We start from the raw sequence: 26886 nt of genomic DNA on the forward strand, positions 1-26886 counted from the left end.
ATTCGTTTCACTACCACCACTAGAAGGATTCCGTTCATGGCTCAAGTTACCCTCCGAGGCAACCCTGTCCAGGTCGAAGGCGATTTGCCGAAAGTCGGCGCCAAGGCGCCAGACTTCACCCTGACTGCCGGCGACCTGTCTGACGCGACCCTGGCGACTTTCGCCGGCAAGCGCAAAGTGCTGAACATTTTCCCAAGCGTTGATACCCCGACCTGCGCCACTTCAGTTCGCAAGTTCAACGCTCAGGTCAACGACGTGAACAACACCGTAGTGTTGTGCATCTCCACCGACCTGCCATTTGCCCAGGCGCGTTTCTGCGGTGCCGAAGGCCTGGAAAACGTGAAGAACCTGTCGGACTTCCGTGAGGCAGCCTTTGCTGTCGACTACGGTGTAGCGCTTGCTGATGGCCCGCTCCGCGGCCTGACCGCCCGTGCCGTCGTGGTACTGGACGAGAACGACAACGTGCTGCACAGCGAACTGGTCAGCGAAATCGGCCAAGAGCCGAACTACGAGGCAGCCCTGGCTGTTTTGAAGTAACTGTTACTACGCATTACTGTCGTTTTGCAGTAACACGCGTGATGCAGTATTACGGCCTGGCCTAGTCCAGGCCGTTTTTATTTGTGCTTCAGATGCTTAGCCAGATAGCGAATGGACTAAGCACAGAAGTTAAAAGTTGTAATCCAAGGTAAATAGCCGGTAAAGGCGCTTTTCTTAACGCGCCCCAGTGCTTATCTTTCAGCCTCCCGAAGAAGAAGCTCTCGTACCCAATGGTTGATCACTCCATGCAATCCACCCCTCGTCACTCCCGCCGCTGGCTGTTCGGCCTTCTCGTACTGCTGGTCATTGCCGGCCTGTGCTGGAAGTTCTGGCCTGGCACCAGCCACAAGGACAGCGCCGAGAAGAAGCCCGCCGGGCATGCCGGCAAGTCGGGGATGATGCGCCCGGGCTTTGGGGGTTCCACTGGCCCGGTGCCGGTGCGTGTGGCGCCGGCGGTGCTGGGCGAATTCCCGGTGTACTACAAGGCGCTGGGTACGGTGACGGCACTCAACACCATCAATGTGCGCAGCCGGGTTGGCGGAGAGCTGGTCAAGATCGCCTTTGAAGAGGGGCAGATGGTCAAGGCCGGTGACCTGCTGGCGGAAATCGACCCGCGCAGTTACCAGAATGCCTTGCTCCAGGCCCAGGGCACGTTGCTGCAGAACCAGGCCCAGCTGAAAAACGCCCAGGTCGACGTGCAGCGTTATCGCGACCTGTATGCCCAGGACAGTATCGCCAAGCAGACCCTGGACACCGCCGAAGCGCTGGTGTTGCAGTACCAGGGCACGGTCAAGACCAACCAGGGCGCGGTGGATGACGCCAAGCTCAACCTCGAATTCACCAAGATCCGCGCACCGATTACCGGGCGTGTCGGCCTGCGCCAGGTGGACGTGGGCAACCTCGTCGCCGCCAACGACACCACCTTCCTGGCGGTGATCACCCAGACCCAACCCATCAGCGTGGTCTTCACGTTGCCGGAAAACACCCTGGAAACCGTGCTGGCGCGTTATCACGCCGGCAACAAGCTGCCGGTGGAAGCCTGGGACCGTGGCGATGTCGCGGTGAAAGCCACGGGCGTGTTGCAGAGCCTCGATAACCAGATCGACGTCACCACCGGCACCCTGAAATTCAAGGCGCGGTTCGATAACAAGGACCAGGCGCTGTTCCCCAACCAGTTCGTGAACGTGCACTTGCTGGCCGACACCCTGCACAACGTGGTGCTGGCGCCGTCGGCGGCGATTCAGTTCGGCAATACCGGCACCTTCGTCTACGTGCTCGATGGCGACAAGAAGGTCAAGGTGCGTCCGCTGGTAATCGGTGATTCCGACGGCGACAACACCGTGGTCAAGCAAGGCCTGGCCGCCGGCGACCGCGTGGTGCTGGAAGGCACCGACCGCCTGAAGGACGGCAGTGACATTGAAGTGGTCAACGACAGCACTGAAGTGCCGACCACGCCGACCGAACACCTCCAGGGTCAACCGGCAGCCAAGACGCAACAAGGCCCGGCTGATGCCGCCAAGGCGCAAAAGGGCGGCGCATGAACCTCTCGCGGCTGTTCATCCTTCGCCCGGTAGCCACTACCCTGAGCATGCTGGCCATTGTCCTGGCCGGCGTGATCGCTTATCGCCTGCTGCCGGTCTCGGCCTTGCCCCAGGTGGATTACCCGACCATCCGGGTGATGACCCTGTACCCCGGCGCCAGTCCGGACGTAATGACCAGCGCGGTCACGGCGCCCCTTGAGCGTCAGTTCGGGCAGATGCCCGGCCTGACCCAGATGGCGTCCACCAGCTCCGGCGGCGCCTCGGTGCTGACCCTGCGTTTCAACCTCGACATCAACATGGATGTCGCCGAGCAACAGGTGCAGGCCGCGATCAACGCCGCCACCAACCTGCTGCCCAAGGACCTGCCGGCGCCGCCGGTGTACAACAAGGTCAACCCGGCGGACACCCCGGTGCTGACCCTGGCCATCACCTCCAAGACCATGTTGCTGCCCAAGCTCAATGACCTGGTCGACACGCGCATGGCGCAGAAGATCGCGCAGATCAGCGGCGTCGGCATGGTCAGCATCGCCGGCGGCCAGCGCCAGGCGGTGCGGATCAAGGTCAACCCCGAGGCCCTGGCGGCCAACGGCCTGAACCTGTCGGACGTGCGCACCCTGATCGCCGCCTCCAACGTCAACCAGCCCAAGGGTAACTTTGACGGCCCCACGCGGGTGTCGATGCTCGACGCCAACGACCAGTTGGTCTCGCCCAAGGAATACGCCGAACTGATCCTCGCCTACAACAACGGCGCGCCGTTGCGGCTCAAGGATGTGGCGCAGATCGTCGACGGCGCCGAGAACGAACGCCTCGCGGCCTGGGCCAACGAAAACCAGGCGGTCCTGCTGAACATCCAGCGCCAGCCCGGGGCCAACGTCATCGAGGTGGTGGACCGCATCAAGGCGCTGTTGCCAAGCATCACCGACAACCTGCCGGCGGGCCTGGACGTGACGGTGCTTACCGACCGTACCCAGACCATCCGGGCCTCGGTCAAGGATGTACAGCACGAATTGCTGATCGCCATTGCCCTGGTGGTGATGGTGACGTTCCTGTTCCTGCGCCGCTTCAGCGCGACCATTATTCCGTCCATCGCCGTGCCGCTGTCCCTGGTGGGCACCTTCGGCGTGATGTACCTCGCCGGTTTCTCCATCAACAACCTGACGCTGATGGCGCTGACCATCGCCACCGGTTTTGTGGTGGACGACGCCATCGTGATGCTGGAGAACATTTCCCGCTACATCGAGGAAGGCGATACACCGCTCAATGCGGCGCTCAAGGGCGCCAAGCAGATCGGCTTCACCCTGATTTCCCTGACCCTGTCGCTGATCGCGGTATTGATCCCGCTGCTGTTCATGGCGGACGTGGTGGGGCGCTTGTTCCGTGAATTCGCGATCACCCTGGCGGTGGCGATCCTGATTTCCCTGGTGGTGTCCCTGACCCTGACGCCGATGATGTGCGCGCGGTTGCTCAAGCGTGAGCCGAAAGAGGAAGAGCAGGGCCGTTTCTACAAGGCCAGCGGCGCCTGGATCGACTGGCTGATCGAGGCCTACGGGCGCAAGTTGCAGTGGGTGCTCAGGCATCAGCCGCTGACCCTGCTGGTGGCCATCGCCACCCTGGGCCTGACCGTGGTGTTGTACATGGTGGTGCCCAAGGGCTTCTTCCCGGTGCAGGACACCGGTGTGATCCAGGGCATTTCCGAAGCGCCACAGTCGATTTCCTTTGCGGCGATGAGCCAGCGCCAGCAGGAACTGGCGAAGATCATCCTCGAAGACCCGGCGGTGGAGAGCCTGTCGTCCTATATCGGGGTAGACGGTGATAACGCCACCCTCAACAGTGGTCGCCTGCTGATCAACCTCAAGCCCCACGGCGAACGGGACCTGAGCGCGGCACAGATCATCACGCGTCTGCAGCCGCAGTTGGACAAGCTGGTGGGGATTCGCCTGTTCATGCAGCCGGTGCAGGACCTGACCATCGAAGACCGCGTCAGCCGTACCCAGTACCAGTTCAGCATGTCCTCGCCGGACGCCGAGCTGCTGGCCTTGTGGAGTGAAAAGCTGGTACACGCCCTCAGCCAGTTGCCGGAACTCTCCGACGTCGCCAGCGACCTGCAGGACAAGGGCCTGCAGGTGTACCTGGTGATCGACCGTGACGCCGCATCGCGCCTTGGTGTGTCGGTGTCGACCATCACCGACGCGCTGTACGACGCGTTCGGCCAGCGGCAGATATCCACCATCTACACCCAGGCCAGCCAGTACCGCGTGGTATTGCAGGCCCAGTCCGGTGAAACCCTCGGCCCGGACGCCCTGAACCAGATCCATGTGAAAACCACCGACGGTGGCCAGGTGCGGCTGTCGAGCCTGGCCCATGTGGAACAGCGCCAGGCCCAGTTGGCAATCGCGCATATCGGTCAGTTCCCGGCGGTGATGATGTCGTTCAACCTGGCCCCCGGCGTGGCGCTGGGCAAGGGCGTCGAACTGATCAACCAGACCCAGAAAGACATCGGCATGCCGGTGGGCGTGCAGACCCAGTTCCAGGGCGCGGCCCAGGCATTCGAGGCTTCGCTGTCGAGCACCTTGCTGCTGATCCTGGCGGCGGTGGTGACCATGTACATCGTGCTCGGGGTGCTCTACGAGAGCTATATCCACCCGATCACCATCCTCTCGACCCTGCCGTCGGCAGCGGTGGGCGCCTTGCTGGCCTTGCTGCTCAGTGGCAACGACCTGGGGATGATCGCGATCATCGGCATCATCCTGCTGATCGGCATCGTGAAGAAGAACGCGATCATGATGATCGACTTTGCCCTCGACGCTGAGCGCAACCAGGGCCTGGACCCGCAAACCGCGATCTACCAGGCGGCGCTGTTGCGCTTCCGGCCGATCCTGATGACCACCCTGGCGGCGCTGTTCGGTGCCGTGCCGTTGATGCTCGCCACCGGCTCCGGCGCCGAGTTGCGCCAGCCGCTGGGCCTGGTGATGGTGGGCGGGTTGCTGGTGAGCCAGGTGTTGACCCTGTTTACCACCCCGGTGATCTACCTGTATTTCGACCGCCTCGGCCGTCGCTGGCGCAAAGAGCCGGTGCGCCTGGAGCCGGTTGAGTCATGAACCTGTCCGGACCATTCATTCGCCGGCCGGTAGCCACCATGCTGCTGAGCCTGGCGATCATGCTGCTGGGCGGCGTCAGCTTCAACCTGTTGCCGGTGTCGCCATTGCCGCAGATCGATTTCCCGGTGATCGTGGTGTCGGCCAGCTTGCCGGGGGCCAGCCCCGAGGTGATGGCGTCGACGGTGGCCACGCCGCTGGAGCGCTCCTTCGGCGCGATTGCCGGCATTACCACCATGAGCAGTTCGTCGAGCCAGGGTTCGACCCGGGTGATCCTGGCGTTCGACTCCAATCGCGACATCAACGGCGCGGCGCGGGAAGTGCAAGCGGCGATCAACGCCTCGCGTAACCTGCTGCCCAGTGGCATGCGCAGCATGCCCACCTACAAGAAGATCAACCCGTCCCAGGCGCCCATCATGGTGCTGTCCCTGACCTCGGACGTGTTGCCCAAGGGCCAGCTGTACGACCTGGCCTCGACCATTCTGTCCCAGAGCCTGTCCCAGGTGCCGGGCGTGGGTGAAGTGCAGATCGGCGGCAGCTCGTTGCCCGCCGTGCGTATCGAACTGGAACCCAAGGCCCTCGACCAGTACGGCGTGGCCCTGGACGATGTGCGGAATACCATCGCCAATGCCAACGTGCGCCGGCCCAAGGGTTCGCTGGAGGACAGCCAGCGCAACTGGCAGATCCAGGCCAACGACCAGCTGGAAAAGGCCAAGGACTATGAACCGCTGCTGATCCGCTACCAGAATGGCGCGGCCTTGCGCCTGGGGGATGTGGCGAAGATCAGCGACGGCGTCGAGGACCGCTACAACAGCGGCTTCTTCAACAATGACTCGGCGGTGCTGCTGGTGATCAACCGCCAGTCCGGCGCCAACATCATCGAGACGGTGAAGCAGATCAAGGCACAACTGCCGGCCTTGCAGGCGGTGTTGCCGTCCAGCGTCAAGCTGAACCTGGCCATGGACCGTTCGCCGGTGATCACCGCCACCTTGCACGAAGCCGAGATGACCCTGCTGATTGCCGTGGCCCTGGTGATCCTGGTGGTGTACCTGTTCCTCGGCAACTTCCGCGCCTCGCTGATTCCCACCCTGGCGGTGCCGGTGTCGCTGGTGGGCACGTTTGCAGTGATGTACCTGTTCGGCTTTTCCCTGAACAACCTGTCGCTGATGGCGCTGATCCTCGCCACCGGCCTGGTGGTGGACGATGCCATCGTGGTGCTGGAGAACATTTCCCGGCACATCGACGAGGGTGTGCCGCCGATGAGGGCGGCGTACCTGGGGGCCCAGGAAGTCGGCTTCACCTTGCTGTCAATGAACGTCTCGCTGGTGGCGGTGTTCCTCTCGATCCTGTTCATGGGCGGTATCGTTACCAGCCTGTTCCGCGAGTTTTCCATCACCCTGGCAGCGGCGATCATCGTCTCGCTGGTGGTGTCGCTGACCCTGACCCCGATGCTCTGCGCCCGCTGGCTCAAGCCGCATGTCAAAGGCCAGGAAACAGGCTTGCAGCGCTGGAGCCAGAAGATCAACGATCGCATGGTGGCCGGCTACGCCCGCAGCCTGGACTGGGTGCTGCGCCACAAGCGCCTGACGCTGCTCAGCCTGTTGGTGACCATCGGAGTCAACGTCGCGCTGTATGTGGTGGTGCCGAAAACCTTCATGCCCCAGCAGGACACCGGGCAACTGATCGGCTTTGTGCGTGGCGACGACGGGCTGTCATTCAGTGTGATGCAGCCGAAGATGGAAATCTTCCGCAAGGCGGTCCTGCAGGACCCCGCGGTGTTGAGCGTGGCAGGCTTTATTGGCGGCAACAGCGGCACCAACAACGCGGTGATGCTGGTGCGGCTCAAGCCCATCAGCGAACGCAAGATTTCTGCCCAGGCGGTGATCGAGCGCATGCGCAAGAATGTGCCACTGGTGCCCGGCGGGCGCCTGATGCTGATGGCTGACCAGGACCTGCAATTCGGCGGCGGCCGCGACCAGACCACCTCGCAGTATTCCTACATCCTGCAAAGCGGCGACCTGGCGGCCTTGCGCCTGTGGTACCCGAAAGTGGTTGCCGCGTTGCGTGAGCTGCCGGAGCTGACCGCCATCGATGCCCGTGAAGGACGTGGGGCGGCCCAGGTGACGCTGATTGTCGACCGCGACCAGGCCAAGCGCCTGGGCATTGACATGGACATGGTCACTGCCGTGCTCAACAACGCCTACAGCCAGCGGCAGATTTCCACCATCTACGACAGCCTCAACCAGTACCAGGTGGTGATGGAGGTCAATCCGAAGTACGCCCAGGACCCGATCACCCTCAATCAGATGCAGGTGATCACGTCCACCGGTGCGCGCGTGCCGTTGTCGGCCATCGCTCACTATGAGAACAGCCTGGCGGACGACCGGGTCAGCCATGAAGGCCAGTTCGCCTCGGAAAACATTGCGTTTGATATGTCGCCCGGCGTCACGGTGGAGCAGGGCACGGCTGCCATTGAGCGGGCGATTGCCAAGGTCGGCCTGCCGGAAGAGGTGATCGCGAAGATGGCCGGTACGGCCGACGCCTTCGCCGCCACCCAGAAAGGCCAGCCGTTCATGATCCTCGGTGCACTGGTAGCGGTGTACCTGGTATTGGGGATTCTGTATGAGAGCTATATCCACCCGCTGACCATTCTGTCGACCTTGCCGTCGGCGGGGGTGGGCGCCTTGCTTTCGATTTACCTGCTGGGGGGCGAGTTCAGCCTGATCTCGCTGCTGGGGCTGTTCCTGCTGATCGGGGTGGTGAAGAAAAACGCGATCCTGATGATCGACCTTGCGCTGCAACTGGAACGCAAGGACGGCATGAGCCCGCTGGAATCGATCCGCGCCGCCTGCCTGGTGCGGCTGCGCCCGATTCTGATGACCACGCTGGCGGCGATTCTTGGCGCCGTGCCGCTGCTGCTCAGCACGGCCGAAGGCGCGGAAATGCGCCAGCCCCTGGGCCTGACGATTATCGGCGGGCTGGTGTTCAGCCAGATCCTGACCCTCTACACCACGCCTGTGGTTTACCTTTATCTCGACCGCCTGCGCCACCGTTTCAACGGTTGGCGCGGAGTGCGTACCGATGCTGCCCTGGACACTGCGCTATGACCGATTCAACGTTTCCCACCGTGCAACGTCTGGCGATGACTCGCGGCTCAAAGCTGCTGAGCCTGGCCCTGTGCGGCGTGATGCTCAGCGCCTGCGCCGTCGGCCCGGACTACAAACGCCCCGAATTGACCGAGCCTGCCCAGTACAAAGAGGCCCAGGGCTGGCGCCAGGCCGCGCCCAGCGACTCGCTGGCCCGGGGCGCCTGGTGGGAGCTGTACGGCGACAAACAACTCAATGAGCTGGTAGAAAAACTCAACAGCTCCAACCAGACCGTGGCCCAGGCCGAGGCGCGTTATCGCCAGGCCGCCTCGCAGGTGCGCAGTGCCCGTGGGGCGTTCTTCCCCACGGTTGACCTGAGTGCCTCGAAAAGCCGGGCCAGCCAGGGTACCGGCAGCAGTAACGCCAGCCTCAGCAGCTCCAGCAGCGGTATTCGCGACACCCTCAACACCCAGTTGGGCGTGAGCTGGGAAGCCGATATCTGGGGCAAACTGCGCCGGGGCCTGGAAGCCAATGAAGCCAGCGCCGAAGCCAGCGCGGCGGATCTTGCGGCGATGCGCCTGAGCCAGCAATCGGAACTGGTGCAGGATTACCTGCAACTGCGGGTCATGGACGAACAGACCCGTTTGCTGCAGGCCACGGTGGACACCTACCAGCGCTCCCTGCAGATGACCCAGAACCAATACCGCGCCGGTGTCTCGGGCAAGGACGCCATCGCCCAGGCCCAGACCCAGCTGAAAAGCACCCAGGCCAGCATGATCGACCTGATCTGGCAGCGGGCGCAGCTGGAAAACGCAATTGCCGTGCTGATCGGTGTGCCGCCGGCCAACTTCAACCTGGCGGTGAGCAAGGACATTCCGGCGCTGCCGCAGATTCCGGTGAGCCTGCCGTCGCAACTGCTGGAGCGCCGCCCGGATATCGCCCAGGCGGAGCGCTCGGTGATCGCGGCCAATGCCAACATCGGCGTGGCCAAGACCGCTTACTACCCGGACCTGACCCTGAGCCTGGCCGGCGGCTACTCCAGCAGCACCTACGCCGACTGGATCAGCCTGCCGAACCGCTTCTGGTCGGTGGGGCCGAAACTCGCCATGACCCTGTTCGACGGGGGCCAGCGTTCGGCCGAAGTTGACCGCGCCGAGGCGTCCTACGATGAAACCGTGGCCAAGTACCGCCAGACCGTACTCGACGGTTTCCGCGAGGTGGAAAACTACATGGTCCAGCTCAAGGTCCTGGAAGACGAGGCGGTCGTGAGTAACGAGGCCCTCGAAGCGGCCCGGGAATCCCTGCGCCTGACCCAGAACCAGTACAAGGCCGGGTTGATCGCCTATCTCGATGTGGTCACCGTGCAAGCCACCGCCCTGAGCAACGAGCGTACGGTGCTGACCCTGCTGCAAACCCGGCTGGTTGCCAGTGTGCAACTGATCGCTGCACTGGGCGGTGGTTGGGATGGCCAAATGCAGCTGAGCGACAAGAAGTAAACCCCGCTCTGGCTGGTGTACGGGCTTGTGTGGGAGCGGGCTTGCTCGCGAAAACGGCGGGTCAGTCAACTGTGTATGAACTGACCCGCCGCTTTCGCGGGCAAGCCCGCTCCCACAAGGGTTCTGCGGTGTTTTTGAGCCAGCGGATTGGCGTCAAATTTTGAATGATGGCTATACGACAATATTTCAGGTGTACAAGATTTATTCTCGCTACAATCCCTGACTTTTCAGCCCGGCACGGATGCCGTTCGGCCCATAGGTCACGAGAAGTCCCATGCTCACCGGTAGTTATTCCCCCGCCCTGGTCCTGATTTCCCTGTTCGTCGCGATCCTCGCATCCTATACGGCGTTGGACCTGACCGGCCGCATCGCCACTGCCAGGGGCCGCGCGGTGTACCTGTGGATGGGCGGCGGCGCGCTGGCGATGGGCGTGGGGATCTGGTCGATGCACTTTATCGGCATGCTCGCCTTCCGCCTGCCCATCAGCCTTGGCTATGACGTCGGCATCACGGCGCTGTCGTTGTTGATCGCGATCCTGTCCAGCGGTTTTGCCTTGTGGCTGGTGAGCCAGCCGCGTTTGCCGGCGTGGCAACTGGCATTTGGCGCATTGATCATGGGCGCCGGCATCAGCGCCATGCACTACACCGGCATGGCCGCCATGCGCATGACCCCCGGCATCGACTACGACCCCACGCTGTTCACCGCCTCGTTGCTGATTGCCGTGGGTGCGTCGGCGGCGGCGTTGTGGATTGCCTTCAACCTGCGGCGCAACACGCCGTATGTGCGGTTGGCCCGAGGCGGGGCGGCGATGGTGATGGGTGTGGCGATTGTCGGCATGCACTACACCGGCATGGCCGCCGCGCGTTTCGCCGATGGCAGCTTCTGCGGCGCGGCCCTGGACGGCTTGAGTGGCAAGGGCCTGGATAACCTGGTGCTGGTCACCACCCTGGCAGTGTTGATCATCGCGCTGCTGACCTCCCTGGCCGACGCCCGCCTGGAAGCCCGCACCGCGGTGTTGGCCGACTCCCTGACCCAGGCCAACCAGGAACTCACCCACCTGGCCCTGCACGACATGCTCACCGGCTTGCCCAATCGCACCCTGCTCGCCGACCGGATCCAGCAGGCGATACAGCGGGTGAACGAAGAGGGCGGCTGCTTCGCGCTGATGTTTATCGACCTGGACGGCTTCAAGCCGGTGAACGACGCTTTTGGTCACCACATGGGCGACCAGCTGTTGCAGCAAGTCGGCCTGCGCCTGCGCGAAGACTTGCGCAGCCAGGACACCCTGGCCCGCATCGGCGGTGACGAGTTTGTATTGCTGGTGCAGTTGGGCCAGCCCGACGATGCGTTGCGCCTGGCCGAGCGCCAGGTGGGCATGATCAACCAGGCCTTCCACGTCGCCGAGCATGAGCTGAAAATCTCCGCCAGCATCGGCATCGCACTGTTCCCCGGCAACGGCGCCACGCCCCAGGAACTGCTGATGAACGCCGACGCGGCGATGTATCACGCCAAGGGCATGGGCAAGAACGGCTACAGCTTTTTCGACGTATCGATGAACACCAATGCGCGCAAGCAACTGCAACTGCTGCAGGACTTGCGCAATGCCGTGGAGCACGAGCAGTTCCGGCTTTATTACCAGCCCAAGTTCGACGCCATCAGCGGCCGCCCGGTCGGTGCCGAGGCGCTGCTGCGCTGGGAGCACCCGCAACAAGGCCTGTTGTTGCCGGACAAGTTTATCGAGCTGGCGGAAAAGACCGGGCTGATCATCCCCATCGGCGAATGGGTACTCAACGAAGCCTGCCGCCAGATGCAGGTGTGGTATGCCCAGGGCTATCACGACTGGCGCATTGCCGTGAACCTGTCGGCGTTGCAGTTCTGCCACGCCGGGCTGGTCAAGAGTGTCGCCGCTGCCCTGGAACGCCACCGCTTGCCAGCCAACAGCCTGACCCTGGAAATCACCGAAACCACCGCCATGAGCGATGCCGACGCGAGCATGACGGTGTTGCAGAAGCTTTCGGACATGGGCGTCGACCTGTCCATCGACGACTTCGGTACCGGCTATTCGAGCCTGATGTACCTCAAGCGCCTGCCGGCCAATGAGTTGAAGATCGACCGGGGATTTGTGCGTGACCTGGAGCACGACAGCGACGACGCCGCCATCGTCTCGGCCATCGTTGCCCTCGGTCAGGCCCTGGGCCTGCGTATTGTGGCCGAGGGTGTAGAGACCGACTCACAGCAGAGCTTCCTCACCCGGCTGGGCTGCGATTCGCTTCAGGGGTATCTGCTGGGGCATCCGTTGCCGGCCGAGGGTTTCATGGCCGACATCCAGCGCGCCGAGCAGGTGGTGAGTGTGCATTCGGTGATGTGAGCCCATGCAAAACCTGCAGGGCGCAGGTAGTATTGGATCCATCAGCTCACGTTGAACCAGGAGACCTTACACATGGACAAAGTCGTCGTCATCACCGGTGGCAGTCGTGGGATCGGCGCCGCCACGGCGCTGCTGGCCGCCGCCCAGGGCTATCGCATCTGTATCAATTACCAGGCCGATGAAGACGCCGCCCACCGCGTACTTGAGCAAGTGCGTGCCCTCGGCGCCCAAGCGATTGCCGTGCGGGCTGATGTCAGCATCGAAGACGAAGTGATTGGCCTGTTCCACCGGGTCGATACCGAACTGGGCCGAGTGACGGCACTGGTCAACAACGCAGGTACCGTCGGGCACAAGTCGCGGGTCGATGAGATGTCCGAGTTCCGCATCCTGAAGACCCTCAGGACCAATGTGTTGGGGCCGATCCTGTGTGCCAAGCATGCGCTGCTGCGCATGTCGCCCAAGCATGGCGGGCAGGGCGGCAGCATCGTCAACGTTTCATCGGCCGCCGCGCGGTTGGGCTCGCCGGGGGAATATGTGGATTACGCCGCGTCCAAGGGCGCGCTGGATACCTTCACTCTCGGGCTCTCCAAGGAAGTGGCGGGCGAGGGGATCCGGGTCAATGGCGTGCGTCCCGGGTTTATTTTCACCGACTTCCACGCCCTGAGCGGCGACCCGGATCGGGTCAGCAAGCTTGAACCGGGCATCCCCATGGCCCGTGGCGGGCGTGCAGAGGAAGTCGCGGAAGGGATTATCTGGCTGCTCTCGGACAAGGCGTCCTATGCGACGGGAACCTTTCTTGACCTGGCGGGCGGTCGTTAGTTTTGTACCGCCTGTGGCGAGGGGCACGCCGCTCGCCACAGCCCAGGTATCAGGCGCCGCGCAGCGCTTCATAGCCCCTGAGGGAAAACGCCTTGAGCAGGCTGGCCTCCGAGTCTGGATGAATGGCGTAGCCGTGATTCGAAAAACCGTCCAGGACACCGTTGCGGCTATGGCTGGCGCTTAATTTGAGATCGTCCACGTTGTCGATAAATCGCAGTACCTTATCCAGGTTGTAGGTGGCGTCGGCGCGAGAGTCCGGGTCTTGGTTGGCCGCGCTCCAGTCACCCACCTGGCGCTTCAGGTCATCGCTCACTTCGTAGTGGTCGCGGTTATCCAGGAAGTTCTTCAGCACAGGGCTTTGTTCAGTAATCTGGTCACTCGATCGATGATCTCCCTCGGGGCGCCCGGTAGCGCCTGTCATTTCGCGCACCTGTTGCTGCTCTGCGGCACGCATATAGTGGGGAGGAACGGGAAGGGGTCGCAGGCCGGCAGCTGAAGAAATAGTCATAAGGCATCTCTGATGTGAACCAAGTGAATGCGCTCTTTCTATCGTAAGAAATAGCGCACTCCTGTGTGGTTCTTAGCCCGGCTACGGTTCCCATCCGTAGGTTAAAACGACCGCACAATCTTCCCCAGCGTCTCCATCGCCTTCTCACACGACTCATCCCACGGGCTGCCGTAGTTCAAGCGAATGCAGTTCCTGAAGCGCTGTGTCGGCGAGAAGATCGGTCCCGGTGCGATGCTGATGCCCTGGGCCAGCGCCATCTGGAACAACTTCAACGAGTCGGTCTGCTCCGGCAATTCCAGCCACAGGAAGTACCCGCCGGCAGGCTGGCTGACCCGTGTCTGCGCCGGGAAATAGCGCGCGATGGCGGCGAGCATGGCGCTTTGCTGTTCTTCCAGCGCGTAACGCAATTTACGCAGGTGCCGGTCGTACCCGCCGTGTTGCAGGTAATCGGCAATCGCCGCCTGGGCGGGCATCGAGGCACACAGCGACGTCATCAACTTCAGCCGCTCGATCTTCTGCGCATAACGTCCGGCGGCGACCCAGCCGATGCGGTAGCCCGGAGCCAGGCTCTTGGCGAACGAGCCGCAATGCATCACCAGGCCTTCGGTGTCGAACGCCTTCGCCGGTTTGGGCGCCTGTTGACCGTAGTACAACTCGGCGTACACGTCGTCTTCGATCAGCGGCACCTGGTGGCTGCGCAGTAACTCCACCAGTTCCTGTTTCCGGGCCTCGGGCATGGTTGCGCCCATCGGGTTCTGGAAACTGGTCATGCACCAGCAGGCCTTGATCGGGTAGCGCTCCAGGCTTTGCGCCAGCACCTTGAGGTCGATGCCATCGCGCGGATGTACGGGGATTTCCACCGCCTTGAGTTTCAGGCGCTCGAGGATTTGCAGGCTGGCGTAGAACGCCGGTGCTTCGATGGCCACCAGGTCGCCCGGCTCGGTCACGGCTTGCAGGCACAGGTTCAGTGCTTCAAGGGCGCCGTTGGTGATCAACAGTTCTTCCATGGGCAGCATCAGCCCGCCCACCATGTAGCGCAAGGCAATTTGCCGGCGCAGTTGCGGGTTGCCCGGCGACATGTCGGTGACCACCATGCGCGGGTCCATTTCCCGGCTGGCGCTGGCCAGGGAACGGGCCAGGCGTTGCAGCGGGAACAGCGTCGGGCTGGGGAAGGCCGAGCCGAAGGGCACGGTTTGCGGGTCCTTGATGGAATCGAGCACCGAGAACACCAATTCGCTGACGTCCACCTCGGTGGACTCGTGCACATGGGCACTCACCACCGGCTCGGAAAACGGGCTGGGCGCATGGGTGTTGACGAAGTACCCGGAGCGCGGCCGGGCGCGGATCAGCCCGCGTCGCTCCAGCAGGTAGTACGCCTGGAACACCGTGGACGGGCTGACACCGTAGGTCTGGCTGGCATAACGCACCGAAGGCACGCGCTGGCCGGGCCCGAGCACGCCGGAGCGGATCAGTTCTGCGATGTCGTCGGCGAATTTTTCGTAGCGTTTCATTGGGGCTCAGTGCTTTGAACAGATTTTGCTGATTGAACACAGATCAAACGGTGGGAGCGGGCTTGCTCGCGAAAGCAATCTTTCAGTTGATGTATCCATTGACTGGCACACCGCTTTCGCGAGCAAGCCCGCTCCCACATTTTGATCTCCAGTGTTGCTGAAAGCTGGGCTCAGCGATTCAATGGCGCCACAAACCGGCTGTCCGCCGCGCTGTAAATCCACGGCTCATCCACGTCCGAGACCTTGAAGCGGATCGTCTGCGAACTGCTGGCGGGCTTCTCTGCGGTCATCGCCACCGACACCGGCACATCGGTAATCTCACCTGGTGCCAGGCTGATCTCGGTCTTGCCCTGCAGCTGGAAGCCGTCGCCGTCCATCAGCTCCAGGCGGTAATCCTGGCGCTGCTGGGTCTTGTTGATGACCTTGAGGCTGTAGATGTTCTCGATCAAGCCGTCACTGTTCTCGCGAAACATCCCCCGGTCCTTGGTCACGTCCAGCGACACCATCGGGCGTTCTACCAGCGCCACCACCAGCGCGCCGATCATCACCAGCAGCACGGCACTGTAGCCGATCAGGCGTGGCCTGAGCAGATGGGTCTTGCCACCTTGCAACTGATGCTCCGAGGTGTAGCTGACCAGGCCGGGGGCATAGCCCATTTTATCCATGATCGAATCACAGGCATCGATACACGCGGCGCAGCCGATGCATTCCATTTGCAGGCCGTCACGGATGTCGATGCCGGTGGGGCATACCTGCACGCACAGCTGGCAGTCGATGCAATCACCCAGGCCGACGTCCGCCGGTTGCACGTCTCGTTTGCGCGGGCCACGGTTCTCGCCGCGGGCTACGTCGTAGGAAATGGTCAGGGTGTCCTTGTCGAACATCACACTCTGGAAACGCGCATACGGGCACATGTGCATGCACACCGCTTCACGCAGCCAGCCGGCGTTGATGTAGGTGGCGCCGGTGAAGAACAGCACCCAGAACAGGCTTACGCCACCCATCTGCCAGGTCAGCAGCTCCTCGGCCAGCGGCCGGATCGGCGTGAAGTAGCCGACAAATGTCAGCCCGGTCAGCACGCTGATCCCCAGCCACAGCGTGTGCTTGGCCGAGCGCCGCGCCAGCTTGTCCAGGCTCCAGGGCGCAGCTTGCAGCTTGATGCGTTGGTTTCGCTCGCCTTCAGTGACCTTTTCGCACCACATGAACAACCAGGTAAACGAGCTTTGCGGGCAGGTATAGCCACACCACACACGCCCTGCGAATACGGTGATGGCGAACAGGCAGAACGCGCAGATGATCAACAGCGCCGACAGCAGGATGAAATCCTGGGGCCAGAACGTGGCACCGAAGATGTGGAATTTGCTTTCAGCCAGGTCCCATAACACCGCCTGCCGTCCGCCCCAGTTCAGCCACACGGTGCCGAAAAATGCCAGGAACAGAAAGCCTGCGCCTGCCACGCGCAAGGTACGGAACAGGCCGGTAAAACTGCGGGTGTGAATCAGGTTGTCGCTGGATTTGGCCTTCATCTTCTTTGGATGTGCAGGCTCAAACACTTCTACGGTTCGGACGGGGATTCTATCGCTCATGGTCTTTCGCTCATCAGCCTCCATCAGGCAGATGAACTATGACCGGCGCTCTGTTTGCATAACAGACTCAGGTATGGCGATAAAAAGCGGATCAGATGGACCGCCCGTGCATGCCTGCGACAATGTGCTGCACCCGGTGGTGCGCGGGGTGCAGCGCTTTTGAGGCGGGGCTGATCCAGGTCAATCAAATCACCGAATCACCGTCGGTAGCTTTCAAGTGCTTACGGCCGTCTTTGGCACCCGCTACGGTCAATGCGTCGGCTTCGGCTTCGGTGATATAGGTGCGGTCACCGTTCAGCTTCACGAACGACATGGATTTCTCGCTGTCGGTTTCGACCGTGACATGGGTGGCTTCCAGTTGTTTCTCGTGGCCGTCCACATCGACGGTGAAGAAACATTGCTGACCTTCGATACGTACGGGCATATCGATCTCCTTTTTGTGGGCTATTACTGATTAGGGTGGGATGCGCAGGCAATGGTTCTGCGCAACTGACTGACGGTCGATGCTGTCCATGTTCTATCGACCCCCAACAAGGAAACGTCCATGGACGCCTGGTGGCATGAAGTCTGGGTAACCCTGCAAGCGGAATTTGCCGATATCGGCGATGCCCGGCAACTCACGCAAATCACCGTTCGGCTGCTGATTGCGGCGATATTGGGCGGGATCCTGGGTTACGAGCGCGAACAGAAAGGCAAGGCCGCCGGGGTACGCACCCACATGCTCGTGGCCCTGGGCGCCGCGCTGTTCGTGTTGGTGCCGAGCATGTCCGGCTCCCAGGCAGACGCCATGAGCCGTGTGCTGCAGGGCGTGATAGCGGGTATCGGCTTTCTTGGTGCTGGCACCATCCTCAAGGGCAAGGAAGACGAGGAGGGTCAGCACGTCAAAGGGCTGACCACCGCCGCCGGCTTGTGGATGACCGCCGCCATTGGGGTGGCGGCGGGAATGGGGCGGGAATCCACGGCGGTACTCAGCACGTTGTTGGCCTTGGCGGTGTTCAGTGTGATGCCAAGAATCGTCAGGCTATTGGAAAAGAATTAGTCGCCGTATGTTTCATCAGGTCGCGCGTGAATGGGCTGACAGCGTGATATCGAGGCGTGTGCAACTTCACGCTCCTGCTGGACTGATCACTGTACCGGAATGGTGATTTGATCTTCTTTGTGATACGCGAATATGCGTTGGTCTTGAGCGAGCAAGTCAACACGAACCACCGGAAGCAGGCGCTGCGTATAGCCGTAATACTCGCGCTGAAGTTTCTTGGCCGCATCTCTTCCTGGCAAGTTGGCAGCGTTATAGAAGAAAGCCTGGAAGGGGACTTTATCAATCTCGGACACTGTCCAGGCTGAGGTGACGACTTCATTCCAATCTTCAATATAGTTTGCCGGCATCAGTTTTCTGACAGTGATGCTTAGAGAAAACTGCTGCACCGATCCACGAAACGCACACATAAAAAAATAAGCCGGTTTGACTTTGTTGAAGTGGGCCAGCCAGGTGGCGCCATCCACCACGCCTTGCTCATCGCAGTGCCGGCTCCATTCACGCTGGTAGCCTGGCAGCTCCCTGGAAGTTTCGCCGCATCCATCCGGGCGGTCACCTGTCGCACCATTGGTGGGAAAAGAGCAGCGCACGCTGATTGGGCCCGCTGCGGTGGAGGGCAATGCCGACATTATTACGCCAGCGTCCCGTGCAAACAGCTTCCTGATACCCAGGTCGGCTCGCAGGTAAGAGAATGCGGCGGCATTGCGCTCAAGCTCGCCGGGCGATGCTATGAGGCTGTCAGTGACGCGAATAAGCACCCCATTGCAGTGATACAGGGCCAGGCCATCGGCACACTGAGCAGCGGTGTCCTGGTAGCGGTTGTTTAATTTGCTTGCGATTTCCGTATCGAACGGGCCGGAGGGTTCGGTGGTGCAGGCGGTCAAGGTGCAAAGGAAAAGCAGCAGGTAGGCGGCTGTTCTTTTCATGAGGTATCTCCGAGAGGTTTTATTGTTCTGTTGTTCGCGCGTCGCGCACTTTGATCATGGGCGGCGTTCGTCTCGGCTGATACTGTCGGTTTTGACAGTTCTTTATAATTTTTTGTGAATGAAGTTGCAGCTTATAGATTCAAGTAAACGCGGAAGCCTGAAGCTTCCGCTTTTTACTTCCTGTGATCGGTCTCTTCAGACAATCACCGGAGGCATGGTCGTCGGTGGTTCCTCCACCGGTGGTGGCTGTGTGCCTGGCGGTTCCTGCTCGGGAACCGGGTCGGGTTCGGTCGGCGGTAATGTGGGCTTATCTATATTGGGATCAGGCGTTTCAGCCGGAATAGGGATATTCATCGGTGTGGCCTCCTTTGTGCTTTGCTCTATCGGTGGACAATCGCGTGGTGGATTTGATTCCCCGCCCGATGGCGGGATATCCGCCTGAACTTTTCACTCGTCGGCATGCTCGGAACCTAGACGGCCCTGCTCAGGGAGAGTGGCGTCGTTTCAGAATTTGAATCAAGCACAAGAGCGTCCACTGGGCGTTAAGGGGAGATGCTCGATGACTGCTGAAACACTGACTCAAGACGATTCAACCTCCACATTACCGCTGTCCCAGGCACTGTTGCTGCCAAGGATCGCGATTGAAAGCACGACCCCGGTGATCGATGGCGGCGAGTTCGCGGTCAAGGCTGTGGTTGGCCAGCGCGTGCAGGTTGCCAGCAAGGTGTTCGCTGATGGCCACGACAAGCTTGCGGTGATGATCCGCTGGCGCCCGCGCAGTGAAGAAAGCTGGCACAGCGTGGTGATGACCGATGTCGGCAACAACGGCTGGGAGGGCGCATTCACCGTGACCGCCCAGGGCCCGCATGAGTATTGCATCGAAGCCTGGATCGACACGTTTGCCAGCTTTCGCTACGAACTGAGCAAGAAACACGAGGCCGGGGTGCCGGTCAGCCTGGAGTTGCAGGAAGGCCGCAGCCAGGTCCTGCAAGCCGCCGAGCGCAGTGACAATGAGCTGCGTGACCGCTTGATGTTGCTGCACCACGAACTCTCCGGTTTGCTGGAAACCGAGCAGGTTGCGTTGTTCCTGCACGAAGACAGTGCACACCTGATGACCCAGGCCGATCACCGCGCCTATTTGAGCATCAGCCCGGTGTATCCGATTGATGTAGAGCGCGAGGCTGCGCAATTTGCCAGCTGGTACGAGTTGTTTCCCCGCTCGATCACCGACGATCCCGCGCGCCATGGCACATTCAACGATGTGCACTCACGGCTGTCGATGATCCACGACATGGGCTTTGACGTGCTGTACTTCCCGCCGATCCATCCGATCGGTCGCAGCCACCGCAAGGGCAAGAACAATTCCCTGACCGCCGGGCCGGACGACCCGGGCAGCCCGTATGCCATCGGCAGCGAAGAGGGCGGCCACGAGGCGATCCATTCGCAGTTGGGCACCCGTGAAGATTTCCGCAACCTGGTCAAGGCCGCCGCCGACCATGGCCTGGAAATCGCCCTGGATTTTGCCATCCAGTGCTCCCAGGACCACCCGTGGCTCAAACAGCATCCGGGCTGGTTCAACTGGCGGCCCGACGGCACGATCAAATACGCCGAGAACCCGCCGAAGAAATACCAGGACATCGTCAACGTCGACTTCTATGCGGCCGACGCGATTCCCAGCCTGTGGGTCGAGTTGCGCGACATCGTGGTCGGTTGGGTGGAAGAGGGCGTGAAGACCTTTCGCGTCGACAACCCCCACACCAAGCCGCTGCCGTTCTGGCAATGGCTGATCAGCGATGTGCGTTCTAAATACCCCGAAGTGATCTTCCTCGCCGAAGCCTTCACCACCCCGGCGATGATGGCGCGCCTGGGCAAGGTTGGTTACTCCCAGAGCTACACCTACTTCACCTGGCGCAACACCAAGGCAGAGTTGAGCGAGTACCTGAGCGAACTGAACGAGTCGCCGTGGCGCGAGTGCTTCCGGCCGAACTTCTTCGTCAACACCCCGGACATCAACCCCGGCTTCCTGCATGAATCCGGCCGCGCCGGCTTCTTGATCCGCGCCGCGTTGGCCACCATGGGCTCAGGCCTGTGGGGCATGTACTCGGGTTTTGAACTGTGCGAAGCGGCACCGGTGCCGGGCAAGGAAGAGTACCTGGACTCGGAGAAGTACGAGATCCGCCCGCGAGACTTCACGGCGCCGGGCAACATCATTGCCGAGATCGCCCAGCTCAACCGCATCCGCCGGCAGAACCCGGCCTTGCAGACGCACCTGGGGCTCAAACTCTACAACGCGTGGAACGACAACATCCTGTACTTCGGCAAACGCAGCGAGGATGGCAGCAACTTTATCCTGGTGGCCGTGAGTCTCGACCCGTTCAACGCCCAGGAGGCCAATTTCGAGTTGCCGCTGTGGGAGATGGGCCTGCCGGACGACGCCCAGACCCAGGGCGAAGACCTGATGACCGGCCACCGCTGGACGTGGTACGGCAAGACCCAGTGGATGCGCATCGAACCGTGGCATCAGCCGTTTGGCATCTGGCGCATTACCGTTTCCTGAATCGACACCGATCTCCAAACCACTGGAGATCAAAGGTGGGAGCGGGCTTGCTCGCGAAAGCGGAGTGTCAGTCTCCGAATCGGTCCACTGATATACCGCTTTCGCGAGCAAGCCCGCTCCCACATTGACCGAGTTCCTTCAGGCAGAATTTTTCGAATTCCCAGGAGTTTCCAATGGCGAAGAAACCCAAGGCTGCCACCTTTATCAAAGATCCGCTCTGGTACAAAGACGCGGTGATTTATCAGGTTCACGTCAAATCCTATTTCGACTCCAACAACGACGGCATCGGTGATTTTCCCGGGCTGATCGCCAAGCTCGACTACATCGCCGACCTTGGTGTGAACACCATCTGGCTATTACCGTTCTACCCCTCGCCACGCCGTGACGATGGCTACGACATCGCCGAATACCGCGGCGTGCACAGCGACTACGGGACCATGGCCGACGCCAAGCGCTTTATCGCCGAAGCCCATAAACGCGGGCTGCGGGTGATCACCGAGCTGGTGATCAACCACACCTCCGACCAGCACCCATGGTTCCAGCGGGCCCGCAAGGCCAAGCCCGGCTCGGCGGCGCGGGATTTCTATGTATGGTCCGATGACGACCAGAAATACGACGGCACCCGGATCATTTTCCTCGACACCGAAAAGTCCAACTGGACCTGGGACCCGGTCGCCGGCCAGTACTTCTGGCACCGCTTTTACTCCCACCAGCCGGACCTCAACTTCGATAACCCGCAGGTCATGAAAGCCGTCCTGTCGGTGATGCGCTACTGGCTCGACATGGGCATCGACGGCCTGCGCCTGGACGCGATTCCATACCTGATCGAGCGCGACGGCACCAACAACGAAAACCTCCCCGAAACCCACGACGTGCTCAAGCAGATCCGCGCCGAGATCGACGCCAACTACCCCGACCGCATGCTCCTGGCCGAAGCCAACCAATGGCCGGAAGACACCCAGTTGTACTTCGGGGACAAAAAGGGCGACGACGGCGATGAGTGCCACATGGCGTTCCACTTCCCGCTGATGCCGCGCATGTACATGGCGCTGGCCCAGGAAGACCGTTTCCCGATCACCGACATCCTGCGCCAGACCCCGGAGATCCCGGCCAATTGCCAATGGGCAATTTTCCTGCGCAACCACGATGAACTGACCCTGGAAATGGTCACCGACAAAGAGCGCGACTACCTCTGGAACTATTACGCTGCCGACCGCCGTGCACGTATCAACCTGGGGATTCGCCGCCGCCTGGCGCCGCTGATGGAACGCGACCGCCGGCGCATCGAGCTGCTCAACAGCCTGCTGCTGTCGATGCCGGGCACGCCGACCCTGTATTACGGCGATGAAATCGGCATGGGCGACAACATCTACCTCGGTGACCGCGACGGGGTGCGTACGCCGATGCAATGGTCCATCGACCGCAACGGCGGCTTCTCCCGCGCCGACCCGGCCAGCCTGGTATTGCCGCCAATCATGGACCCGCAATACGGCTACCAGTCGGTCAACGTCGAAACCCAGACCCAGGACCCGCACTCGTTGCTGAACTGGACGCGGCGCATGCTCGCGGTGCGTAAACAGTCCAAGGCGTTCGGTCGCGGCAGCCTGAAAATGCTCTCGCCCAGCAACCGCCGCATCCTGGCGTATACCCGCGAATACGCAGGCGCCGATGGCAAGAATGAAATCATCCTGTGCGTGGCCAACGTGTCCCGCAGTGCCCAGGCCGCAGAACTGGACCTCTCGGCGTTTGCCGGCATGGTTCCGGTGGAGATGCTCGGTGGCAATGCCTTCCCACCGATTGGCCAGCTGAATTTCCTGCTGACCCTGGCGCCGTATGGCTTCTACTGGTTCGTGCTGGCGGCGGAAAACCAGATGCCAAGCTGGCACGTGGAACCGGCACAAAGCATCCCGGACTTCACCACCCTGGTGCTGAAGAAACGCATGGAAGAATTGCTCGAAGCACCGTGCCGCACCACCCTGGAACAGAATGCGTTGCCGGCGTGGCTGCCCAAGCGCCGCTGGTTTGCCAGCAAGGATACGGCAATCGACAGCGTGCACATCGCTTATGGCGTGCGCTTCGGCGACCCGCAGCATCCGGTGCTGCTCAGTGAAATCGAAGTCACCAGCGCCGGCCAGGTCAGCCGCTATCAACTGCCGTTCGGCTTCCTTGGCGAAGACCAGTTCACCAGCGCCTTGCCGCAACAACTCGCGCTTGCCCGTGTACGGCGAGTGCGTCAGGTAGGTTTGGTGACCGATGCCTTCAGCCTCGACACTTATATCCGCGGCGTGATCCAAGGCCTGCAGGCCAAAACCGTCCTCGACTCCACCGATGGCGAGATTCGCTTCGAGCCCACGGCGCAGTTGGCCAAACTGGAATTGAACGACGAGTCGGAAGTGCGCTACCTCGCGGCGGAGCAGTCCAACAGTTCCGTGGTGGTGGGCGGCAGCCTGGTGCTCAAGCTGATCCGAAAAGTCAGCGCCGGGGTTCACCCGGAACTGGAAATGGGCGCCTACCTGACCGAAGCCGGCTACGAGCATATCTCGCCGCTGTTGGGCTCGGTGATCCGCCACGATGCCGATGGCCAGGACAACCTGCTGATGATCGCCCAGGGTTACCTGAGCAACCAGGGCGACGCGTGGGGCTGGACCCAGAATAACCTGGAGCGAGCGATTCGCGACGAACTGGCCGAAGCCATGTCCGAGCAGGAACAGCACTACAACGCCCTCGGCGAGCTGGCGGATTTCGCCGGCTTGCTCGGCCAGCGCCTGGGCGAGATGCACCTGGTGCTGGCGGCGCCCACCACTAACAAGGCGTTCAAGCCCGAGGTCACAACCCTCAAGGACAGCCAGGGCTGGGCCAGGCACGTGGGCGCACAAATCGACCACGCCTTGCAGTTGCTCAAACAGCATCAAACCAAGTTGAACCCTGCCGATCAGGCGTTGGTCAGTGCTTTACTGGAGCAGAAAAAGGCCATCGCCAGTCACGTTCAGGACCTGGCGAAAGCCACGGTGGGCGGGTTGCGCATTCGCGTGCACGGCGACCTGCACCTGGGCCAGGTATTGGTGGTCAAGGGCGATGCCTACCTCATCGACTTCGAGGGCGAACCGGCGCGGCCGCTGCCTGAACGTCGCGGCAAACACAGCCCGTACAAGGATGTGAGCGGGGTGCTGCGCTCGTTTGATTACGCGGCGGCCATGGCGGTGAATGTGCAGGGCGTCGACCAGTCGCCCGAGGCCAATGCGTCCCGGCAACGTGTGGCGGATCGCTACTTGCATGAGGCCAGGCAGGCATTTATCCAGGCCTATCACGCTGCCACGACTACACTGGCCCATGACTGGCAGGATGCCAAAGGCCAGGACGCAGCGCTGGCGTTGTTCAGCCTGGAGAAGGCCGCGTACGAAGTGGCCTACGAAGCAGAGAATCGCCCGAGCTGGTTGCCGGTGCCGTTGCAAGGTTTGCACGGGCTGCTCAGCGGGTTGAAACCAATATCGAAAACTGCACGCGGTGGGGAGACGTCATGAGTTTTACAAGCAAAGAACCGCTGCAGGAAAAGTTGAGTGTGATGCCCAAGCCTGCTGATATCGAAGCCCTGGTGCGGGCCGAGCACCATGATCCATTCTCGATCCTGGGTCCCCATGACGACGAGCAGGGCGGCCAGTTCATTCGCGCCTTCCTGCCGGAAGCGCTGAGTGTCCAGGTCCTGGCCCGCGACAGCGGCGAGCACATCGGCAGCCTCGATGCGACTCAGGTGCCGGGCTTGTTTGTCGGGCATTTCGGCAGCCGTCAGGCGTACTTGCTGAAGATCCAGTGGGCCGGTGGCGAACAGATCACCGAAGACCCTTACAGCTTCCAGCAACTGCTGCTGGGGGAGATGGACCTGTATCTGTTTGCCGAAGGCAATCACCGCGACCTGAGCAGTTGCCTCGGGGCACAAGTGACCAGCGTCGACGGCGTCCAGGGCGTGCGTTTTGCGGTATGGGCACCGAATGCCCGCCGGGTCTCGGTGGTGGGCGACTTCAATATCTGGGACGGGCGCCGTCATCCGATGCGCCTGCGCCATCCGTCCGGTGTGTGGGAGATTTTCATCCCGCGCCTGCAACCCGGCGCGGCCTACAAGTATGAAATCCTCGGTGCCCACGGCATTCTGCCGCTCAAGGCCGACCCCATGGCCCTGGCCACGCAGTTGCCGCCGGATACTGCGTCCAAGGTCGCTTCGCCGCTGCAGGTCGACTGGCAGGACCACGACTGGATGCAATCGCGCAGCGAGCGACAAAAGCCTAGCGCACCCTTGTCGATCTACGAGTTGCATGCCGGTTCCTGGCAGTGCGAGCTGGATGAAGTCGGCGAGGTGTCCCGCCAGTACAGTTGGCGCGAGCTGACCGAGCGGTTGATCCCTTATGTACAGCAGTTGGGCTTCACCCATATCGAACTGATGCCGATCATGGAGCACCCGTTCGGCGGCTCATGGGGTTATCAGGCGCTGTCGCAATTTGCCCCGACGGCACGTTTCGGCTCGCCGGAGGATTTCGCGTTTTTCGTCAACGCCTGCCATCAGGCCGACATCGGCGTGATCCTGGATTGGGTGCCGGCGCATTTCCCCACCGACACCCACGGCCTGGCGCAATTCGACGGCACCGCGCTGTACGAATACGCCAACCCGCTGGAAGGCTTCCACCAGGATTGGGACACCCTGATCTACAACCTCGGCCGCACCGAAGTCCACGGCTTCATGCTGGCGTCGGCGTTGCACTGGCTCAAGCATTTCCATATCGATGGCCTGCGGGTGGATGCGGTGGCCTCGATGCTGTACCGCGACTATTCGCGCAAGGCCGGTGAATGGGTACCCAACCGCCACGGCGGGCGGGAAAACCTTGAGGCCATCGACTTCCTGCGCCACCTCAACGATGTCGTTGCCCTTGAGGCTCCCGGCGCGCTGGTGATCGCCGAGGAGTCCACCGCATGGCCGGGCGTAAGCCAGCCGACCCAACAGGGCGGCCTGGGCTTCAACTACAAGTGGAACATGGGCTGGATGCACGATTCGCTGCACTACATCCAGCAAGACCCGGTGTACCGTGCCCATCACCACAACGAGCTGAGTTTCGGCCTGGTGTATGCCTGGTCCGAGCGGTTTATCCTGCCGATTTCCCACGATGAAGTGGTGCACGGCAAACACTCGTTGATCGACAAGATGCCCGGCGACCGCTGGCAGAAATTTGCCAACCTGCGGGCGTACCTGAGCTTCATGTGGATGCACCCGGGCAAGAAGCTGCTGTTCATGGGCTGCGAGTTCGGCCAATGGCGCGAGTGGAACCACGATCAGCAACTGGACTGGTACCTGCTGCAATACCCCGAACACCGGGGCGTGCAGAAACTGGTGGGCGACCTCAACCGTCTGTACCGCGAAGAGCCGGCGCTGCATGACCAGGACGACGCACCACAGGGCTTCCAGTGGTTGATTGGGGATGACGCGATCAACAGCGTCTACGCCTGGTTGCGCTGGAGCAAGGATGGCAGGCCGGTGCTGGTGGTGGCCAACTTCACGCCGGTGCCGCGTGAGGCCTACAAGGTCGGCGTGCCGTTTGCCGGGCGCTGGAGCGAGGTGATCAACAGCGATGCCGACACCTATGCCGGTTCCAACTTCGGCAACGGTGGCGGGGCGTTTACGGAGGAGGAGCCCAGGCATGGGCAGCCGTTGTCGCTGTCGTTGAACCTGCCGCCATTGGGCGTGCTGATCCTGCGACCGGACGCCTGACTTCCAGACGATGAAGACCCCATGTGGGAGCGGGCTTGCTCGCGAATGCGCAGTACCAGTGCCAGATT

General features: G+C 61.8%; 16 protein-coding genes. 11 read left to right on the forward strand and 5 right to left on the reverse strand.

Annotated elements, in window-relative coordinates:
- The first annotated feature begins 36 nt into the window (after positions 1-36).
- From tpx to HX869_RS04355, 7 genes are all read left to right on the forward strand, one after another.
- Positions 37-537 (forward strand): thiol peroxidase, encoded by a 501-nt coding sequence (gene tpx / locus HX869_RS04325; RefSeq protein WP_134326424.1) that lies wholly within the window; start codon positions 37-39, stop codon positions 535-537.
- Positions 538-767: 230 nt separating this feature from the next.
- Complete coding sequence (locus tag HX869_RS04330) at positions 768-2078, forward strand: MdtA/MuxA family multidrug efflux RND transporter periplasmic adaptor subunit (protein WP_003207498.1); 1311 nt, start codon at positions 768-770, stop codon at positions 2076-2078.
- Entirely contained in the window at positions 2075-5176 is a 3102-nt protein-coding gene (locus HX869_RS04335; RefSeq protein ID WP_178902786.1) for an MdtB/MuxB family multidrug efflux RND transporter permease subunit, read from the forward strand. The genes HX869_RS04330 and HX869_RS04335 overlap by 4 nt, the downstream gene beginning before the upstream one ends.
- On the forward strand, positions 5173-8280 hold the full coding sequence (locus HX869_RS04340) for an efflux RND transporter permease subunit (protein WP_102605669.1): 3108 nt from the start codon (positions 5173-5175) through the stop codon (positions 8278-8280). The genes HX869_RS04335 and HX869_RS04340 overlap by 4 nt, the downstream gene beginning before the upstream one ends.
- Positions 8277-9755, forward strand: coding sequence for an efflux transporter outer membrane subunit (locus tag HX869_RS04345; protein ID WP_003207503.1), 1479 nt, complete (start codon positions 8277-8279; stop codon positions 9753-9755). The genes HX869_RS04340 and HX869_RS04345 overlap by 4 nt, the downstream gene beginning before the upstream one ends.
- 274 nt (positions 9756-10029) lie before the next feature.
- On the forward strand, positions 10030-12123 hold the full coding sequence (locus HX869_RS04350) for a bifunctional diguanylate cyclase/phosphodiesterase (RefSeq protein WP_003207505.1): 2094 nt from the start codon (positions 10030-10032) through the stop codon (positions 12121-12123).
- Between the two features lie 72 nt (positions 12124-12195).
- Positions 12196-12942, forward strand: a complete 747-nt coding sequence (locus tag HX869_RS04355) for an SDR family oxidoreductase (protein ID WP_008435175.1) — start codon at positions 12196-12198, stop codon at positions 12940-12942.
- A 49-nt stretch (positions 12943-12991) separates the two neighbouring features.
- Here the strand turns inward: HX869_RS04355 and HX869_RS04360 are convergent, their stop codons facing one another.
- The 4 genes from HX869_RS04360 to HX869_RS04375 form a co-directional block, all read right to left on the reverse strand.
- Positions 12992-13363, reverse strand: coding sequence for a hypothetical protein (locus HX869_RS04360; RefSeq protein WP_178902787.1), 372 nt, complete (start codon positions 13361-13363; stop codon positions 12992-12994).
- A gap of 188 nt (positions 13364-13551) precedes the next feature.
- Complete coding sequence (mapR, locus tag HX869_RS04365; protein WP_003207510.1) at positions 13552-14961, reverse strand: GntR family transcriptional regulator MpaR; 1410 nt, start codon at positions 14959-14961, stop codon at positions 13552-13554.
- Between the two features lie 170 nt (positions 14962-15131).
- Positions 15132-16547 (reverse strand): cytochrome c oxidase accessory protein CcoG, encoded by a 1416-nt coding sequence (ccoG, locus tag HX869_RS04370; RefSeq protein ID WP_178902788.1) that lies wholly within the window; start codon positions 16545-16547, stop codon positions 15132-15134.
- A gap of 184 nt (positions 16548-16731) precedes the next feature.
- The gene (locus tag HX869_RS04375; RefSeq protein WP_003207514.1) at positions 16732-16971 is read right to left on the reverse strand and encodes a DUF3203 family protein; all 240 of its coding nucleotides are present in this window, start codon (positions 16969-16971) and stop codon (positions 16732-16734) included.
- A gap of 120 nt (positions 16972-17091) precedes the next feature.
- Here HX869_RS04375 and HX869_RS04380 point away from each other — a divergent pair, with 120 nt between their 5' ends.
- Positions 17092-17586: an MgtC/SapB family protein gene (locus HX869_RS04380; protein WP_087692384.1), complete on the forward strand. Its 495-nt coding sequence runs from the start codon at positions 17092-17094 to the stop codon at positions 17584-17586.
- An 86-nt stretch (positions 17587-17672) separates the two neighbouring features.
- Here HX869_RS04380 and HX869_RS04385 read toward each other — a convergent pair whose 3' ends face one another.
- Complete coding sequence (locus tag HX869_RS04385) at positions 17673-18509, reverse strand: hypothetical protein (RefSeq protein WP_178902789.1); 837 nt, start codon at positions 18507-18509, stop codon at positions 17673-17675.
- Positions 18510-19068: 559 nt separating this feature from the next.
- Here HX869_RS04385 and HX869_RS04390 point away from each other — a divergent pair.
- The 3 genes from HX869_RS04390 (at position 19069) to glgB (ending at position 26818) form a co-directional block, all read left to right on the forward strand.
- Positions 19069-21066: an alpha-1,4-glucan--maltose-1-phosphate maltosyltransferase gene (locus HX869_RS04390; protein WP_003207517.1), complete on the forward strand. Its 1998-nt coding sequence runs from the start codon at positions 19069-19071 to the stop codon at positions 21064-21066.
- Positions 21067-21239: 173 nt separating this feature from the next.
- On the forward strand, positions 21240-24587 hold the full coding sequence (treS, locus tag HX869_RS04395; protein WP_008435160.1) for a maltose alpha-D-glucosyltransferase: 3348 nt from the start codon (positions 21240-21242) through the stop codon (positions 24585-24587).
- The gene (gene glgB, locus HX869_RS04400; RefSeq protein ID WP_003207521.1) at positions 24584-26818 is read left to right on the forward strand and encodes a 1,4-alpha-glucan branching protein GlgB; all 2235 of its coding nucleotides are present in this window, start codon (positions 24584-24586) and stop codon (positions 26816-26818) included. The genes treS and glgB overlap by 4 nt, the downstream gene beginning before the upstream one ends.
- Positions 26819-26886 lie beyond the last annotated feature (68 nt).

The organism is Pseudomonas sp. P7779, from assembly GCF_013386315.1.
Taxonomy (GTDB): Bacteria; Pseudomonadota; Gammaproteobacteria; order Pseudomonadales; family Pseudomonadaceae; genus Aquipseudomonas.